This window comes from Plantibacter sp. ME-Dv--P-122b (assembly GCF_030209375.1).
GTDB lineage: Bacteria > Actinomycetota > Actinomycetes > Actinomycetales > Microbacteriaceae > Plantibacter.
On sequence record NZ_JARVSC010000005.1, the window covers coordinates 126,922 to 142,929 of the forward strand.

General features: G+C 68.9%; 15 protein-coding genes. All 15 read left to right on the forward strand.

Annotation, left to right across the window (positions count from 1 at the left end; all coding sequences use genetic code 11):
- Positions 1 to 25: 25 nt before the first annotated feature.
- The 15 genes from QRN19_RS11985 (at position 26) to QRN19_RS12055 (ending at position 15,868) form a co-directional block, all read left to right on the forward strand.
- Positions 26 to 1,570: a Mur ligase family protein gene (locus QRN19_RS11985; RefSeq protein WP_285027187.1), complete on the forward strand. Its 1,545-nt coding sequence runs from the start codon at positions 26 to 28 to the stop codon at positions 1,568 to 1,570.
- Positions 1,570 to 2,976: a UDP-N-acetylmuramoyl-tripeptide--D-alanyl-D-alanine ligase gene (locus QRN19_RS11990; protein WP_285027188.1), complete on the forward strand. Its 1,407-nt coding sequence runs from the start codon at positions 1,570 to 1,572 to the stop codon at positions 2,974 to 2,976. Before QRN19_RS11985 ends, QRN19_RS11990 begins: the two co-directional genes overlap by 1 nt.
- Positions 2,973 to 4,070: a phospho-N-acetylmuramoyl-pentapeptide-transferase gene (mraY, locus tag QRN19_RS11995; protein WP_138947134.1), complete on the forward strand. Its 1,098-nt coding sequence runs from the start codon at positions 2,973 to 2,975 to the stop codon at positions 4,068 to 4,070. Before QRN19_RS11990 ends, mraY begins: the two co-directional genes overlap by 4 nt.
- Entirely contained in the window at positions 4,067 to 5,578 is a 1,512-nt protein-coding gene (gene murD / locus QRN19_RS12000; RefSeq protein ID WP_285027189.1) for a UDP-N-acetylmuramoyl-L-alanine--D-glutamate ligase, read from the forward strand. The genes mraY and murD overlap by 4 nt, the downstream gene beginning before the upstream one ends.
- An 88-nt stretch (positions 5,579 to 5,666) precedes the next feature.
- Positions 5,667 to 6,860 carry a putative lipid II flippase FtsW gene (ftsW, locus tag QRN19_RS12005; protein ID WP_285027191.1) on the forward strand — a complete coding sequence of 398 codons (1,194 nt, stop codon included), beginning with the start codon at positions 5,667 to 5,669 and terminating at the stop codon, positions 6,858 to 6,860.
- Positions 6,857 to 7,954 carry a UDP-N-acetylglucosamine--N-acetylmuramyl-(pentapeptide) pyrophosphoryl-undecaprenol N-acetylglucosamine transferase gene (locus tag QRN19_RS12010; protein ID WP_285027192.1) on the forward strand — a complete coding sequence of 366 codons (1,098 nt, stop codon included), beginning with the start codon at positions 6,857 to 6,859 and terminating at the stop codon, positions 7,952 to 7,954. The genes ftsW and QRN19_RS12010 overlap by 4 nt, the downstream gene beginning before the upstream one ends.
- A 27-nt stretch (positions 7,955 to 7,981) precedes the next feature.
- Positions 7,982 to 9,394: a UDP-N-acetylmuramate--L-alanine ligase gene (gene murC / locus QRN19_RS12015; RefSeq protein WP_285027193.1), complete on the forward strand. Its 1,413-nt coding sequence runs from the start codon at positions 7,982 to 7,984 to the stop codon at positions 9,392 to 9,394.
- Positions 9,395 to 9,404: 10 nt separating this feature from the next.
- A complete protein-coding gene (locus QRN19_RS12020) occupies positions 9,405 to 10,499 on the forward strand; it encodes a cell division protein FtsQ/DivIB (protein ID WP_285027194.1) in 1,095 nt (364 codons plus the stop codon).
- A gap of 159 nt (positions 10,500 to 10,658) precedes the next feature.
- Positions 10,659 to 11,915, forward strand: coding sequence for a cell division protein FtsZ (gene ftsZ / locus QRN19_RS12025; RefSeq protein ID WP_285027195.1), 1,257 nt, complete (start codon positions 10,659 to 10,661; stop codon positions 11,913 to 11,915).
- On the forward strand, positions 11,915 to 12,628 hold the full coding sequence (locus QRN19_RS12030) for a YggS family pyridoxal phosphate-dependent enzyme (RefSeq protein WP_285027196.1): 714 nt from the start codon (positions 11,915 to 11,917) through the stop codon (positions 12,626 to 12,628). The genes ftsZ and QRN19_RS12030 overlap by 1 nt, the downstream gene beginning before the upstream one ends.
- A 44-nt stretch (positions 12,629 to 12,672) precedes the next feature.
- Positions 12,673 to 13,188: a cell division protein SepF gene (locus QRN19_RS12035; RefSeq protein ID WP_056005444.1), complete on the forward strand. Its 516-nt coding sequence runs from the start codon at positions 12,673 to 12,675 to the stop codon at positions 13,186 to 13,188.
- Positions 13,189 to 13,195: 7 nt separating this feature from the next.
- A complete protein-coding gene (locus QRN19_RS12040; RefSeq protein WP_285027197.1) occupies positions 13,196 to 13,492 on the forward strand; it encodes a YggT family protein in 297 nt (98 codons plus the stop codon).
- 174 nt (positions 13,493 to 13,666) lie between these two features.
- The gene (locus tag QRN19_RS12045) at positions 13,667 to 14,308 is read left to right on the forward strand and encodes a DivIVA domain-containing protein (RefSeq protein ID WP_285027199.1); all 642 of its coding nucleotides are present in this window, start codon (positions 13,667 to 13,669) and stop codon (positions 14,306 to 14,308) included.
- 79 nt (positions 14,309 to 14,387) lie between these two features.
- Positions 14,388 to 14,948, forward strand: a complete 561-nt coding sequence (gene lspA / locus QRN19_RS12050; protein WP_502928191.1) for a signal peptidase II — start codon at positions 14,388 to 14,390, stop codon at positions 14,946 to 14,948.
- Positions 14,945 to 15,868 carry an RluA family pseudouridine synthase gene (locus tag QRN19_RS12055; RefSeq protein WP_285027201.1) on the forward strand — a complete coding sequence of 308 codons (924 nt, stop codon included), beginning with the start codon at positions 14,945 to 14,947 and terminating at the stop codon, positions 15,866 to 15,868. Before lspA ends, QRN19_RS12055 begins: the two co-directional genes overlap by 4 nt.
- Positions 15,869 to 16,008 lie beyond the last annotated feature (140 nt).

A 16,008-nucleotide genomic window follows, 5' to 3' on the forward strand; every position in this document is an offset into this window, starting at 1 on the left:
CGACCTCATGAAGGATGGGCTCAGCGTGAACAATCAGGGCCCGATCAGCCTCAGGCCGGAACATCCGCAACGGCGGGCGCTCTCGCAGCTGGTGACCGAATTCGACCTCGACCTGCACGGCTCTGCCGACGGCGTGGAGATCAGCGGTGTCAGCCTGAGCTCCGGTGCCGTCGAGCCCGGTGACCTCTACATCGGCATGCCGGGTGTCCGCGCCCATGGTGCCGCATACGCCGAGCAGGCGAAGGAACGCGGCGCGGTCGCCGTGCTGACCGACGACGCCGGACGAGAGCTGGCGGCTGCCGCCGGCCTGCCGATCATTGTGGTGCCGGAGCCGCGCGCCGCCCTCGGACACCTCGCCGCCTGGGTCTACCGCACCGCCGAGGAGCCACCGACGCTGTTCGGCGTGACCGGCACCAACGGCAAGACGAGCGTGGTCTACCTCCTGAGCGGCATGCTCGCGCAACTCGGGATCGTCTCCGGGCTGAGCTCGACGGCGGAGCGGCGCATCGGCGACCTCGCGGTCACGAGTTCCCTCACGACGCCGGAGGCCAGCGAGCTGCACGCGCTGCTCGCGCGCATGCGCGAGTCCGAGGTGCGCGCGGTCGCCATCGAGGTCTCCGCCCAGGCGCTGACCAGGCACCGCGTCGACGGCATCGTCTTCGACGTCGTCGGCTTCACCAACCTCAGTCACGACCACTTCGACGACTACGGCGACTTCGACGAGTACTTCGCGGCCAAACGCGAGCTGTTCGAACCCGATCGCGCCCGACGAGGCGTCGTCACGATCGATTCCGAGTGGGGCGGCCGGCTCGTCGAGCAGAGCCGGATCCCCGTGACGACCCTGACGACCCGTCCGGAGGTCGACGCCGACTGGCGCATGACGATCCTCGAGGAGACCGCCGGTTCCACGACGTTCCGCCTCGACGGCCCCGGCGACCAGGTGCTCGTGACGAGCGTGCCGCTGCTCGGCTGGTTCATGGCGGCGAACGCCGCGCTCGCGATCGTGATGCTGGTCGAGTCCGGGGTGGAGTTCGACATGATCGCCCAGGCCCTCGAGCGGGACGGTGGGATCGACGCCTACATCCCCGGGCGTGCCGAGCGGATCAGCGGCGACCGCGGCCCGGTCGTGTACATCGACTACGGGCACAGCCCCGACGCGTTCCTCAACACCCTGGCGGCGATCAGGGCCGTCACACCGGGCCGCGTGATCATGGTGTTCGGCGCCGACGGAGACCGCGACACGACGAAGCGTCGCGACATGGGTGCGATCGCCGCCCGGGGGGCCGACGTCGTGGTGGTCACCGACTTCCATCCACGGAGCGAAGACCCGGCGTCGATCCGACGCGTGCTCCTCGAGGCCGCCCGTGACGCCGCGCCGGACGGTGAGTTGCACGAGGTCGCGGATCCGGCGACCGCGTTCCGCACGGCCCTGGCGCTGGCCGGTCAGGGCGACACCATCCTCTACGCCGGACCGGGGCACGAGGACTACCACGAGGTGGCCGGGGTGAAGCACCCCTACTCGGCGCGCGACGACTCGCGTGAGGCGCTGCGTGAGGCAGGGTGGCTCTGATGATCGACCTGACCCTCACCGAGATCGCCGCGGCGACCGACGGTCGACTGATCCCCGGTTCGGCGGACCCCGGTCTCGTCGTGTCGGGCGTCGCCGACACCGACTCCCGACTCGTCACGCCCGGCGACATCTTCGTCGCGAAGCCCGGCGAGGAGACCGACGGACATCTGTTCGCCCATGCCGCGATCGCGAACGGCGCAGCTCTGCTGATCGTCGAACGAGAACTGGCCGTCGCCGTACCGCAGATCGTCGTCGAGGACTCCGTGACCGCCCTCGGCGCCCTCGCCACCGAGGTCATCACGAGGGTGCGCGCGCTCGGACGACTCCGGATCGTCGGTATCACCGGCTCCAACGGCAAGACCACGACCAAGAACCTCCTCGCCGCGGTCCTCGAGCGCGTCGGGGAGACGGTCAGCCCCAAGGCCTCCTTCAACAACGAGGTCGGAGCGCCGATCACCATGCTGCGCGTGACGGACGAGACGCGGTTCCTCGTCGCGGAGATGGGTGCCAGCGGCATCGGCGAGATCGCCCGACTCATCCGTATGGCGAAGCCCGACATCGGCGTGGTCCTGAAGGTCGGACTCGCCCACGCGGGGGAGTTCGGCGGGATCGAAGCGACCGTCACGGCGAAGACCGAGATGGTGTCCGAGCTGCTCCCGGAGGACGTCGCCGTCCTCAACCTCGACGATCCACGGGTGGCCGGTATGGCCGATGCCACCCGGGCACGCGTGCTCTGGTTCGGCCTCGACGACCGCGCCGCCGTCCGAGCGACGGACGTCGTCGCGACGGCGTCCGGAACCGCGTTCACGCTGCACCTGCCCGACGGCTCCTCTGCACCCGTCCGGTTCAAGGTGCTCGGTGAGCACCACGTCATGAACGCCCTCGCCGCGGCCGCAGCCGCCCACGAACTCGGTGTGGAGATCGACCTCATCGTCGACGCCCTCGAGAGCGTGAGCCGGGCGGAGCGGTGGCGGATGGAGCCCCTCGGCGGACGCGACGACGTGTCCATCATCAACGACGCCTACAACGCGAGCCCCGACTCGATGTCGGCCGCCATCCGGACCCTCGCCCAGATCGGCGCTGAACGCGGCCGGACCATCGCGGTGCTCGGTGCCATGAGCGAACTGGGCGACTGGGCGGGCGAGGAACACGACCGGATCGGACTCCAGGTCGTCCGGCTCGGCATCGGCCGCCTCGTCGTGGTCGGCCCCGAGGCCCGCCGCATGCACATCACCGCGATCAACGAAGGGTCGTGGGACGGCGAGTCGGTGTACTTCGCGACCGCGGACGAGGCGTTCGCGTATTTGAGCGCGGAGATCGCCCCGGGCGACACCGTGCTCGTGAAATCGTCGAACGCGGCCGGGCTCCGGTTGCTGGGCGATCGACTGGGGGAGTTGTACGCATGAGAGTCCTGTTGGCCGCGGGAGCGATCTCGCTGGCGTTCTCCCTCTTCCTGACCCCGCTCTTCATCAGAGCGTTCCGCAAGCTGGCCTGGGGCCAGTTCATCCGTGACGACGGACCACAGAGCCACCACACGAAGCGCGGAACCGCGACGATGGGCGGCGTCATCATCATCGTCGGCACCCTCGTCGGCTTCTTCGCGAGCTATCTGATCTTCCAGGAGCAGGTCGGCGTCTCGGCGCTCCTGGTCCTGCTGATGATGGTCGGACTCGGCATCGTCGGGTTCATCGACGACTTCCTGAAGGTCCGGAAGAAGCAGAGCCTCGGCCTCGGCGGGTGGGCGAAGGTCGCCGGACAGCTCATCGTCGCGACGGTCTTCGCGGTCCTCGCGATCAACTTCCCGAACACCGAGGGGTTCACCCCGGCGTCGACGAACATCTCGATCATCCGCGACATCCCGATCAACTTCATGGCGATCGGCATCCCGGTGATCGGCATCCTGCTGTACATCCTCTGGACCTCGGTGATCGTGGCCGCGACGTCGAACGGTGTGAACGTCACCGACGGGCTCGACGGGCTCGCCACCGGCGCCTCGATCCTCGCGATCGGCTCGTACATCATCATCGGGTTCTGGCAGTTCAACCAGTCGTGCTTCAGCTCCTCGCTCGCCTCCGACGTGGCCTACAAGTGTTACGACGTCAGGGATCCACTCGACCTCGCCGTGGTCGCCGCGGCGATCGTGGGTGCGCTCATCGGATTCCTCTGGTGGAACACCTCGCCGGCACAGATCTTCATGGGTGACAGCGGTTCGTTGGCGCTCGGTGGAGCGCTCGCGGCCCTGGCCATCCTCAGCAAGACCGAACTCCTCCTGGTGCTCGTCGGTGGTCTCTTCGTGATCGAGGCCGGTTCCGTGATCGTCCAGCGGGTCTACTTCAAGGCGACCCGTGGCAAGCGCATCTTCCTCATGAGCCCCATCCACCATCACTTCGAGCTCAAGGGTTGGGCCGAGGTCACCGTCGTCGTCCGCTTCTGGATCATCGGTGGTCTGCTCGTCGCGGCGGGCGTGGGGTCCTTCTACCTCGAGTGGTTGAGCCGATGAGCGCTGAGCGCCTCGACGGGCTCCGCAGCTGGCACGCCGACTGGCGTGGACTCCGGGTCGCGGTCCTGGGGCTCGGGATGACCGGGTTCTCCGTCGCTGACACCCTCACCGAGCTCGGCTCGGAGGTACTGGTCCTGGCAGGCGAGGCCGCGGACGAGCGCGCCGAACTCGTCGGCGTCATCGGTGCACGGCTCATCCAGCGGGACCTGTCGACCCTTCCGTCCGAGCTCGTCGAGTTCGCTCCGGAGCTGGTCGTCGTCTCACCCGGATTCCACCCCGACCACTCCGTCGTCACGTGGGCGCAGGCGGCCGGGGTCGCCGTCTGGGGCGACATCGAGCTCGCCTGGCGGGTCCGCGACAAAGTCGGCACCCCGGCCGAGTGGATCTGCGTCACCGGCACGAACGGCAAGACCACGACCGTTCAGCTGACGGCGTCGATGCTCGTCGAGGCGGGCTTCCGCGCGGCGCCCTGCGGCAACATCGGCGTCCCGGTCCTGGACGCCGTCCGTGATCCGCAGGGCTTCGACTTCTTCGTCGTCGAGCTCTCGAGTTACCAGTTGCACACCCTCGGCCTGCAGGGCGGTCGGAGCATCGTCTCACCGCTCGCCAGCGTCTGCCTGAACCTCGCCGACGACCACCTCGACTGGCACGGCTCCGCCGAGGCGTACCGGGCGGCGAAGGCCGTGGTGTACGAGAACACGAAGGTCGCGTGCGTCTACAACCGTGCCGACGCGGCGACGATGTCGATGGTCGAGGAGGCCGAGGTCGTCGACGGCGCCCGCGCCGTCGGGTTCGGCCTCGACGTGCCTGGACCGAGCGACTTCGGCGTCGTGGACGGCATCCTGGTGGACCGCGCGTTCCTCGACGACCGTCGGACGAGCGCCCTCGAGATCACGACGGTCGAAGCGCTCGCCCAGCGCGGACTCGCCGCTCCGCACATCGTCGCCAACATCCTGGCGGCAGCGGCACTCGCCCGGGCCGCCGGCATCACGGTCGAGGCCGTGCGCGACACCCTGTTGTCGTTCGATCTGGACGCGCACCGAATCCAGCTCATCGCCCGGAGGCTCGAGGTGGACTGGATCGACGACTCGAAGGCCACCAATCCGCACGCCGCCGACGCCTCGCTCGCCGCCTACCGCTCGGTGGTGTGGATCGTCGGAGGCCTGTTGAAGGGCGTCTCGATCGATCATCTGGTGGAGCGGCACGCCGACCACCTGCGCGCGGCCGTCGTGATCGGCGCCGACCGCTCGGAAGTCCTCGCGGCATTCGCACGACACGCGCCGACGCTGACCGTCATCGAGGTCGACGCAGCGGAGACTGAACACGTCATGCCGGAGGCCGTTCGCCGGGCCGCCGAGGTCGCGCAGGCAGGGGACACCGTGCTCCTCGCTCCTGCAGCCGCCTCGATGGACCAGTTCACGGACTACGGACACCGTGGTCGCCTGTTCCAGGCCGCCGTCGAAGCAGAGCTGGGAGGTGAGGCGGATGATCGATCCGCCTCGCGCTGACCCGCGCCGCGTGCGGTCGTCGTCGTCCCGGATGACGACGGTCGCCTCAGGCAGTGGGACACCCGACGCGCCGACATCGCCGAGAGGCATGTCGAGTGCACGGATCTCGCTGGGCAAGGTGCTGCGTCCGGAGTCGAAGAACTACTTCCTCCTGCTGGGTGTGACGCTGTTCCTCGTCGGACTCGGGCTCGTCATGGTGCTGTCATCGTCCTCCGTGGAGTCCTACGAGGCCGGCGACGGGTACTTCGGGCTGTTCTGGCGCCAGGCGACGTTCGCGATGATCGGTGTTCCGCTCATGCTCATCGTGAGTCGCTTCCCGGCACGGTTCTGGAAGAAGTGGGCGTGGGCGTTCCTCCTGGTCGCCATGGGCCTGCAACTGCTCGTCTTCACACCACTCGGCTACGAGATCGGTGGCAACCGCAACTGGATCGAGATCGGCGGCTTCACCGCGCAGCCCTCGGAAGCGGTCAAGCTCGCGCTGGTCGTGTGGCTCGGGCTCGTGCTGACGATCAAGCAACCGCGTCTCCTCGAGTGGAAGCACGCTCTGATCCCGGTCATCCCCTTCGCCGGTCTCTCCATCGGCCTCGTCCTGCTCGGCGGCGACCTCGGGACCGTCGTGATCATGGCCCTGATCGTGTTCTCGGCGCTGTACTTCGCCGGCGTGCGACTGCGCTACATCGCGATCCCGGTGGTCGCGGGGGCCGTGCTGTTCCTCATCATGGCCGTCACGAGCGCCAACCGCATGCAGCGCATCATGGCGTTCTTCGGCGACGGTAAGGGCGACTACGAGAACGCCGACTGGCAGTCGACCCACGGCACATGGGCACTGGCGAACGGTGGCCTGTGGGGCGTCGGCCTCGGCAACTCGCGCGCGAAGTATGGGTGGCTGCCGGCGATCTCGAACGACTTCATCTTCGCGGCGATCGGCGAGGAGCTGGGCCTCATCGGCGCTGTCCTCGTCCTCGGGCTGTTCGTCTTCCTCGCCGTCATGTTCATCCGGGTGATCCGCACCAGCGACGACTCCTTCGTCCGGATCACCACGGGCGCCGTCATGGCCTGGATCATCGGCCAGGCGCTCGTGAACATCGGTGTCGTCCTCGGAGTCCTCCCGGTGCTCGGCGTGCCGTTGCCACTCTTGTCCTCGGGCGGCACGGCGCTGCTCACCACCCTCGTCGCGATCGGGATCGTCCTGTCGTTCGCCCGGGAGCGGGGGCGCCCCGCGTCCCAGCAGTCCCGTCGGTCACCAGCTCGACGTGCCCAATCCTCCGGAGTCACCCGATGACCACCTACCTCCTTGCCGGCGGCGGCACCGCCGGCCATGTCAATCCGCTGTTGGCTGTGGCCGACGGACTCCGCGCCAGAGACCCTGAAGCGACGATCCTGGTGGTCGGTACGGCGGAGGGCCTCGAGGCGCGACTCGTCCCGGAACGTGGCTACGAACTGCTCACGATCCCTAAACTGCCCTTCCCTCGCCGGCCGAACGTCGATGCGCTCCGCTTCCCCGGTCGCCTCCGCCAGGCGGTCGCGGCCGTGGTCGCGATGATCCAGGAGCACCGGGTGGACGTCGTGATCGGTTTCGGCGGCTATGCGGCCGCACCGGCATATACGGCGGCCAGGCGCGCCGGCGTGCCGCTGGTCATCCACGAGGCGAACGCGCGTCCGGGCCTCGCGAACCGGCTCGGCGCGAGGTACACCCCCTACGTCGGCGTCGCCTTCCACCACACGCCCATCCGCAACGCACGCTTCGTCGGCATGCCGCTGCGTCGAGAGATCGAGGAGCTCGACCGCGAGGCGCTCCGGCCGTCGGCCCTCGCCGAGTTCGGTCTCGTTTCGGACCGGCCACTGCTGCTCGTCACCGGCGGTTCGCTCGGCGCGCGACGGATCAACGCGACGATGAGCCAGAGCGCCGAGGACGTCGTCGCGGCCGGCTGGCAGGTGCTCCACATCACGGGCGCGAAGAGCGAGATCTCGGATCCCGGTGTCGAGCACTACCACCTCCTCGAGTACTGCTCTCGGATGGAGCTCGCCATCGCCGCAGCCGACTTCGCGGTGTCGCGCGCTGGAAGTGCCACCGTCAGTGAGCTGTGCGCGGTCGGGCTCCCGGCCGTCTACGTCCCCTACCCGGTCGGCAACGGTGAGCAGCGCTTCAACGCCGCCGACGTCGTGCGTGCCGGGGGAGCGGTTATGGTAGATGACGCGCAGTTCGTGCCGGGCTGGGTGCGTGAGCACCTCGTCCCGTTGCTGAGCGATCGGCACCGGGTCGACGACCTGGCCGCCCAGTCCAAGAGCGTCGGGGTCTCCGACGGCACGGCTCGCGTCATCGCCCTCATCGATGAGGCGCTCCAACCATCGGTGCAGCGCGTGCGCGGCCGGTGATCCAGTCTTCCCAGAAAGCGTGACACCGTGATCAAGCCAGACCCCACCGTCGAGATCCCCGCCGACCTCGGCGTCGTGCACTTCGTCGGCATCGGCGGCAGCGGGATGAGCGGCATCGCACGGTTGTTCGTGAGCGCCGGATCGCGCGTGACCGGCTCGGACGTACGAGAGTCGAAGAACATCGAGGCCCTGCGCGAGCTCGGTGTCCCGGTCGCCATCGGCCACGATGCGCAGAATGTCGGCGACGCGGACACCCTCGTCGTGACCGGAGCGCTGTGGGCCGACAATCCCGAGTACCTGCTCGCGAAGGAGCGGGGTCTGACGATCCTGCACCGGTCGCAGGCGCTCGCCTGGCTGACCGCCGGGACGCGACTCATCTCCGTCGCGGGGGCCCACGGGAAGACGACGTCGACCGGCATGATCATCACTGCGCTCCTGGAGCTCGGTGCCGACCCCAGCTTCGTCAACGGTGGCGTGATCGAGTCCCTCGGGCTGAGCTCGGCCAGAGGCGCCGGAGAACTGTTCGTCGTCGAGGCGGACGAGTCCGACGGTTCCTTCCTGCTCTACGACACGGCCGTCGCGCTCATCACGAACATCGACCCCGACCACCTGGACCACTACGGCTCGCTCGAGGCGTTCGAGCAGGCGTTCGTGACGTTCGCCCAGCAGGCTCGCGAACTCGTCGTCATCTCCTCGGACGACGCCGGCGCGGTCCGGATCACCCCGGCGCTCCGAGCGGCCGCCGACGGCAAGCGGGTACTGACCTTCGGAGAGGCCGCCGACGCGGACGTCCGACTGCACGACGTCGGCTCCACCGGCCCGGTCTCGTTCCAGCTCAGCTACGAGGGCACCAGCTACGCGGCGACACTCCGCGTGCCCGGGCACCACAACGCGATCAATGCCGCCGGTGCCTTCGCGGTCCTCGTCGGTGTCGGGTTCGACCCGGCGGACGCGCTCCGGGGCATCAGCGCCTTCGGCGGGACGCAGCGTCGATTCGAGCTGCACGGGGTCGTCGACGGTGTCAGTGTCTACGACGACTACGCGCACCACCCCACCGAGGTCGCCGCCGCTCTCGCCGCCGCGCGCACCGTGGTCGGCGACGGGCGCATCATCGCGGTCCACCAGCCGCACCTGTACAGCCGGACCCGCCTCTTCGCCCAGGAGTTCGCCGACGCCCTCGAACGGTACGCCGACCACACGGTCGTGCTCGAGGTCTACGGCGCGCGCGAGGACCCTGAGCCCGGTGTGACCGGTGCGACCGTGTCGACCCGGTTCTCCGACGCGGACCGCGTCGCGTACATCGACGACTGGCAGCGCGCCGCGGAGTACACGGCGACGGTCGCGCGACCCGGCGACTTCGTCATCACGCTCGGATGCGGCGACGTCTACCGGATCGTGCCGCAGCTCCTCGAGGCCATCGCCGGTCGCGAGTCCGTCTGATGGGCGTCCGGTGAAGCGCCCGGACGGCTTCGACCCCGCGGCCCATCCGCGACCTGAGCGTCAGACGCGGCCGGCGGCGTCCACGCCGGTCGACCGCACCGGGGCGCCCGCTGAGCCCGTCGCCGAGCAGGAGACGGACGTCATCGAGCTGGACGCGGCCAGGCTCCGGCCGAAGCGGTCGGGTGCCGGTGCTCAGCCCGAGGGGTCGGAGCCGCAGTCGAAGTCGAAGTCGGCGGTAGCTTCGCCGAAGACAGCAGCATCGTCGAAGCGCGGGGCGAAACCGGCGACGACGACCTCGGCATCGGCGACGGCGACCCTGGAGCGCCCCGACGAACCGGAGGATGAGGCGTTCCTCACCCCGCGTGAGGCCGCGAAACTGCGACGCCGCCACGAACGCCAGGAGATCCGTCGGTTCACGGCCCGCAAGCGGGGTCGCCACCGGGCCTGGGTGGTCGCGGCCGCGATCCTCGGGGTCCTGATCGTCGTCTCGCTCGCCGGAGCCTATTCGCCCCTGCTGGCCGTCCGGACCATCGAGGTCGTCGGTGCGAGCCGGGTGAACCAGGCCGAGATCACCGAGGCGCTCGGCGACCAGCTGGGTCGCCCGCTCGCGCTGGTCGATGCCGGCGCCGTCAAGGCGGTACTCGTCGGGTACCCGCTCATCGCGAGCTACTCCCTCGAAGCACAGCCGCCGAGCACGCTCGTCGTCCGGATCGTCGAACGCGAGCCGGTGGGCGTGCTGCAATCCGGGTCGGTCTACACCCTCGTCGATGCAGCCGGGGTCACGATCGAGCGCAGTGACCAGCCGATCGCCGGGTATCCCACGCTCATGGTCACCGGCGGCCCGACCTCCAAGGGCTTCGTCGCCGCGGCCGCGGTGATCCGGGCGCTGCCGACGGATCTGCGCGCCCGCGTGGCGTCGGTCTCGGCCTCGACCGCGGACGACGTCACCCTCACGCTCGTGGACTCGCCCGCCGAGGTCGTATGGGGGAGCGCGGCGGACTCAGCCGAGAAGGCCCTGATCCTCGCCAAGACGATGGCGGCCACCGACCCGTCCCAGGTGAACCAGTACGACGTGTCGTCGCCGTCCGCCGCGATCGTCCGCTGAGGAAGCGCGCCGGGATATTCCCGTCGATGTGCCGACACGCCCGGAAGCGTCCCGACACGGTCGGGGCTGGGCCCTAACGTCGTGCTCAGGACAGAAAATGCATACGCAGCATAACTTTAAACCTTAACTAGAGGTTGAGAGTTCTCACGGAGGCCTGAAGTGACTACAAACCAGAACTACCTCGCCGTCATCAAGGTCGTCGGTATCGGCGGCGGCGGCGTCAACGCGGTCAACCGCATGATCGAGCTCGGCCTCCGAGGCGTGGAATTCATCGCCATCAACACGGACGCGCAAGCACTGCTGATGAGCGATGCCGACGTCAAGCTCGACGTCGGCCGCGAGATCACCCGCGGCCTCGGCGCCGGCGCCGACCCCGAGGTCGGACGCCGTGCAGCCGAGGACCACGCCGAGGAGATCGAAGAGGCCATCGCCGGCGCCGACATGGTGTTCGTCACCGCCGGTGAAGGTGGCGGTACCGGCACCGGTGGCGCACCCGTCGTGGCACGGATCGCGAAGTCGATCGGTGCGCTGACGATCGGTGTCGTCACGAAGCCCTTCGGCTTCGAGGGTCGCCGCCGTCAGGCCCAGGCCGAGCTCGGCGTCGCCCGCCTGAAGGAGGAGGTCGACACGCTCATCGTCGTGCCGAACGACCGCCTGCTGGAGATCAGCGACCGCGGCATCAGCATGCTCGAGGCGTTCGCGACCGCCGACCAGGTGCTCCTCGCCGGTGTCCAGGGGATCACGGACCTCATCACCACTCCCGGCCTCATCAACCTCGACTTCGCCGACGTCAAGTCGGTCATGCAGGGTGCCGGCTCCGCCCTCATGGGCATCGGCTCCTCGCGTGGCGCGGATCGTGCCATCAAGGCGGCTGAACTCGCCGTCGCCTCACCGCTGCTCGAAGCGAGCATCGAGGGTGCCCACGGTGTCCTCCTGTCCATCCAGGGTGGCTCGAACCTCGGTATCTTCGAGATCAACGACGCGGCCAAGCTCGTCCAGGAGGCCGTGCACCCCGAGGCGAACATCATCTTCGGAGCGGTCGTCGACGACACCCTCGGCGACGAGGTGCGCGTGACGGTCATCGCCGCCGGATTCGACGGTGGCGAGCCTCTCACCAGGACGGCGGCCTCACCGGCCGACGCGGTCATCTCCGGCGGCGTCATGAGCACCTCGGACGAGGCGCCCAGTGCTCCGATCAGCACCTCGGCCAACACCGCCTCCGAATCGTCCGAGCACCGTTCGGCTCCTGCTGCAGCACCGGTCGCCTCCGGCGGCGACTGGGGCTCCAGGCAGAACGCGTCGTCGCCCTTCTCCGGAGCGACGCAGCGTCAGCCTGAAGCGGTCGTCGAGACCGCCGTCGTCGACCCCTCGTTCGACGACGAGGGCGAGCTGGACATCCCCGACTTCCTGAAGTAGTGGGCGGAGACACGATCATCCCGGCCGGGTCGGGCTCTTCGGAGCCCGATCCGGCTCTGCTCGACCGCCTCGCGGCCATCCGCAGCCGCGTCGCTGACGCCACCCGTGCAGCCGGGCGCACCCACGAGCCGACACTCATCGTCGTGACGAAGTTCCATCCGGTGGCGCTCGTGCAGCAGCTCGCCGCCGCCGGTGTGACCGACGTGGGGGAGAACCGGCACCCGGAGGCCCGCGACAAGGCCCAGGCGGCCGCCGGACTCGGGTTGCGTTGGCACTTCATCGGACAGTTGCAGACGAACAAGGCCAGACAGGTGCGCCGATACGTCGACGCCGTGCACTCGGTCGACCGGCCTGAGCTCCTGCGCGCGCTCTCGTCACCGGACCGACTCCTCGAGGTGTTCCTCCAGGTGAACCTGACCGACGACCCCGGCCGCGGCGGTGTGGTCGGCGATGCGGCGCTGGAAGCGCTCGCCACGGAGACGCTCGAGGCCGAGGGTGTCGTCCTGCGAGGTGTCATGGCCGTCGCCCCGCTCGACGAGCCGCCGGCCGCCGCGTTCGCGCGGGTCGTCGCGGCGTCCGCGCGGGTGCGATCCCTCGCCCCGCAGGCCGACGGCCTGTCGATCGGGATGAGCCACGACTACGTCGAGGCGATCGAGGCCGGCGCGACACACCTACGCATCGGCACGGCAATCACCGGGAATCGTCCGGTGTGACGTTAATCTCGAAGGTGCAAGGACCGCAGATCACGGAGGAAACGATGTCGAACCCACTGAAGAAGACCATGGTGTACCTCGGGCTCGCCGACGATGATCTCGAGTACGAGCAGCAGCACGCTGCCCAGGCCGAGCCCACGCAGCAGGCCGAGCCCCGCCGGACGGAACGTCCCGAGCGTGCCGAGCGGGTCGAGCGTGTCGAGAAGGCCGCTCCCGTGACGCCGCTGCGCAAGCCGGTCCCGGTCCGTCAGCCGGTCGCCCCGAGCTCCGACCTCAACGAGATCCTCACGGTGCACCCCAAGCAGTACCGCGATGCTCAGATCATCGCCGAGAGCTTCCGCGACGGTGTCCCGGTCATCATCAACCTCTCGCAGATGAGCGACGGCGACGCCCGGCGCCTCATCGACTTCGCCAGTGGCCTCTCGCAGGGCCTCTACGGGAAGATCGAGCGAGTGACGAGCAAGGTCTTCCTGCTCTCGCCCGAGCACGTCGCCGTTTCCGGCGACAACGGGCAGGGCGCACCGGAAGCGACCGAGGCGACCTTCTTCGCTCAGTCATAATCGAGGGGTGGCTTCTCTCATCTCCGTGATCGGCACGATCCTCTATCTCGCGCTGCTCCTGTACTTCTTCGTCCTCTGGGCGCGGTTCATCCTCGACCTGGCTCGGGTACTCCGCCCGCAGTGGCGACCGTCGGGCGTCGGCCTGGTCCTCGCCGAGCTCAGTTTCACGGTCACCGACCCGCCGATCCGGTTCTTCCGCCGTGTCCTGCCGCGCGTCGCGGTCGGTCCCGTCGCACTCGACTTCGGTTGGACGCTGACGATGCTGTGCGTCATCATCGCGATGACGCTCGTCCAGCTCCTGTAGCCGCCGACGTCGGTGCCCGCGCAGGGTTCACGACGATTGTGCGGCTACGATAGAACGCCCGTCACCTGACGGGAAGCTCCGACGATGACAACATGTCTCACCCACTGGGTCAGACTTTGCTAGCGTGGGGGCGTTGTACACAGATTTTCGATTCGACAGTGAAGGTGGTTCGCTATGGCGCTCACTCCCGAAGACGTGGTCCAGAAGCGGTTTCAGCAGACCAAGTTCCGCGAAGGCTACGACCAGGACGAGGTGGACGACTTCCTCGATGAGGTGGTCGTCGAACTGCGTCGCCTCATCCAGGAGAAGGACGAGGTCCAGCAGAAGCTGACCGCGGCCGAGGCCAAGGTCGCCGAGCTGCAGAAGGGCGGCTCGTCCGCTCCCGCCGCGCTCGCCAAGTCCGAGCCTGCTCCCGCACCGGCACCGGTCGTCGCCCCCGCCGCGGCTCCTGCCGCCGAGTCGACCGACAACACGGCTGAGAGCTCCAACAACCTGCTCCAGCTGGCCCGCCGCCTGCACGACGAGCACGTCGCAGAGGGCGCTCAGCGTCGCGACGCACTCATCGCCGAAGGTCACGCGACCGCGGCACGCGTCGTCGCCGAGGCCGAGGCCAAGCAGCGCGCACAGATGCAGATCCTCGAGCAGGAGCGCTCCGTGCTGGAGCACAAGATCGACGAGCTGCGCAACTTCGAGCGCGAGTACCGCTCGCAGCTCCGCGGCTACATCGAGGGTCAGCTGAAGGACCTCGACGCCTCGTCGTCGAGCTCTGCACCCGACGCGAAGTCCGGCGTCACCGCCGACAGCGCAGCGGTCTAGCGCAGACACCCGGTTGTCTCCCGCATCACCGTCGAAGGCCAGCGCCAGGACTCTTGCAGTCCTGGCGCTGGTTGCCGTCGTGGCCTATTCGGCCGATCAGTTCACGAAGTTCCTCGTCACCACCAACCTGACGGTCGGTGAGTCCGTCCCCGTCTTCGGACAGGCGCTGGTCCTCTACTTCGTCAAGAATTCAGGTGCCGCCTTCTCACTGGGGGCCGGCTACACCTGGATCTTCTCGATCCTCGCCGCGGTCGTCGTGGTCGTTATCGTCTGGTTCGCCCGCCGCATCCGTTCTCGTGCCTGGGCGATCGTGTTCGGCCTGCTCCTCGGTGGCGTGCTCGGCAACCTGACCGACCGCCTCTTCCGTGAGCCGTCCTTCGGCCTCGGCCACGTGGTCGACTTCATCTCGACCCCCTGGATGCTCCCCGCGATCTACAACGTGGCCGACATCTGCATCGTGGTCAGCATGGCGCTGTTCATCCTGCTGACGCTCTTCGGCGTGAACCTCGACGGCACGCGCACGACGCGAGCGAGCGAACGTGCGGCCCAGGAAGCGGAGGACCGCGAGGCTGCAGCAGACGCTGACACGCTCGATCCGGCGGAGCCGCGCGACGCCGGCCCGGACGCGGGTCGCCAGTGAACGAGTCCCGCAGCCTGTACGTCCCCGACGGACTCGACGGCGAGCGCGTCGACGCCGGACTCGCCAAGCTCCTGGGCTTCTCTCGGAGTTATGCGGCCGAGGTGGCGTCGGCCGGCGGCGTCTCCATGAATGGGAAGTCCGTCGACAAGTCCGATCGCCTGCTCGCCGGTGCCTGGCTCGAGATCGAGTGGACGCCTCGGCGGGAGGCCGTGATCGTACCGATCGCCGTCCCCGACCTGGGCATCATCCACGACGACGACGAGATCGTCGTCGTCGACAAGCCTGCGGGCGTCGCGGCGCACCCCTCGGTCGGTTGGGAGGGACCGACGGTGCTCGGTGCCCTCGCGGCGGCGGGCTTCCGCATCTCGACCTCCGGCGCCGCCGAGCGGGCGGGCATCGTCCACCGGCTGGACGCCGGGACGAGCGGCCTCATGGTCGTCGCGAAGACCGAGCGGGCGTACACCTGGCTCAAGCGCGCCTTCCACGACCGCGAGGTCGAGAAGATCTACCGCGCGGTCGTGCAGGGGCATCCCGATCCGCTCGCCGGCACCATCGACGGACCGATCGGACGCCACCCCCGTCACGACTGGCGGTTCGCCGTGACCGCCGACGGCAAGCCGTCGATCACCCACTACGAGACGCTCGAGGCGTTCCCCTACGCCTCGCTGCTCGAAGTGCACCTGGAGACCGGCCGTACGCACCAGATCCGCGTGCACATGGCGGCCCAACGCCACCCGTGTGTCGGCGACACGATGTACGGCGCCGACGCTGCGCTCTCAGCTCGGCTGGGGCTCACCCGTCAGTGGCTCCATGCCACGAAGCTCGGGTTCGCCCACCCGGCCACGGGGGAGTTCGTGCGGTTCGAGGCGGCCTACCCGGCCGACCTCCAGCACGCGCTGTCCGTGCTCCAGCTCGACTGAGCCGACGCCCGCCGATGCCGTCGCCGTCCGCGACGGCATCGCTGGAGCCGACCGTCGGCGGTGACGGTTAGGCTGGATCACAGACCACCTCGGCGTCCGCGCCGAACCCCACAGCACGATCCCCGGAGGCGCCGTCCGTG

What these genes read in the sequence shown, in the direction of transcription:
- ftsW (WP_285027191.1), top strand. Translation starts at nt 5,667, where the DNA reads ATGTCGAGTGCACGGATCTCGCTGGGCAAGGTGCTGCGTCCGGAGTCG.
- QRN19_RS11990 (WP_285027188.1), top strand. Translation starts at nt 1,570, where the DNA reads ATGATCGACCTGACCCTCACCGAGATCGCCGCGGCGACCGACGGTCGA.
- mraY (WP_138947134.1), top strand. Translation starts at nt 2,973, where the DNA reads ATGAGAGTCCTGTTGGCCGCGGGAGCGATCTCGCTGGCGTTCTCCCTC.
- QRN19_RS12010 (WP_285027192.1), top strand. Translation starts at nt 6,857, where the DNA reads ATGACCACCTACCTCCTTGCCGGCGGCGGCACCGCCGGCCATGTCAAT.
- QRN19_RS12035 (WP_056005444.1), top strand. Translation starts at nt 12,673, where the DNA reads ATGTCGAACCCACTGAAGAAGACCATGGTGTACCTCGGGCTCGCCGAC.
- QRN19_RS12045 (WP_285027199.1), top strand. Translation starts at nt 13,667, where the DNA reads ATGGCGCTCACTCCCGAAGACGTGGTCCAGAAGCGGTTTCAGCAGACC.
- murD (WP_285027189.1), top strand. Translation starts at nt 4,067, where the DNA reads ATGAGCGCTGAGCGCCTCGACGGGCTCCGCAGCTGGCACGCCGACTGG.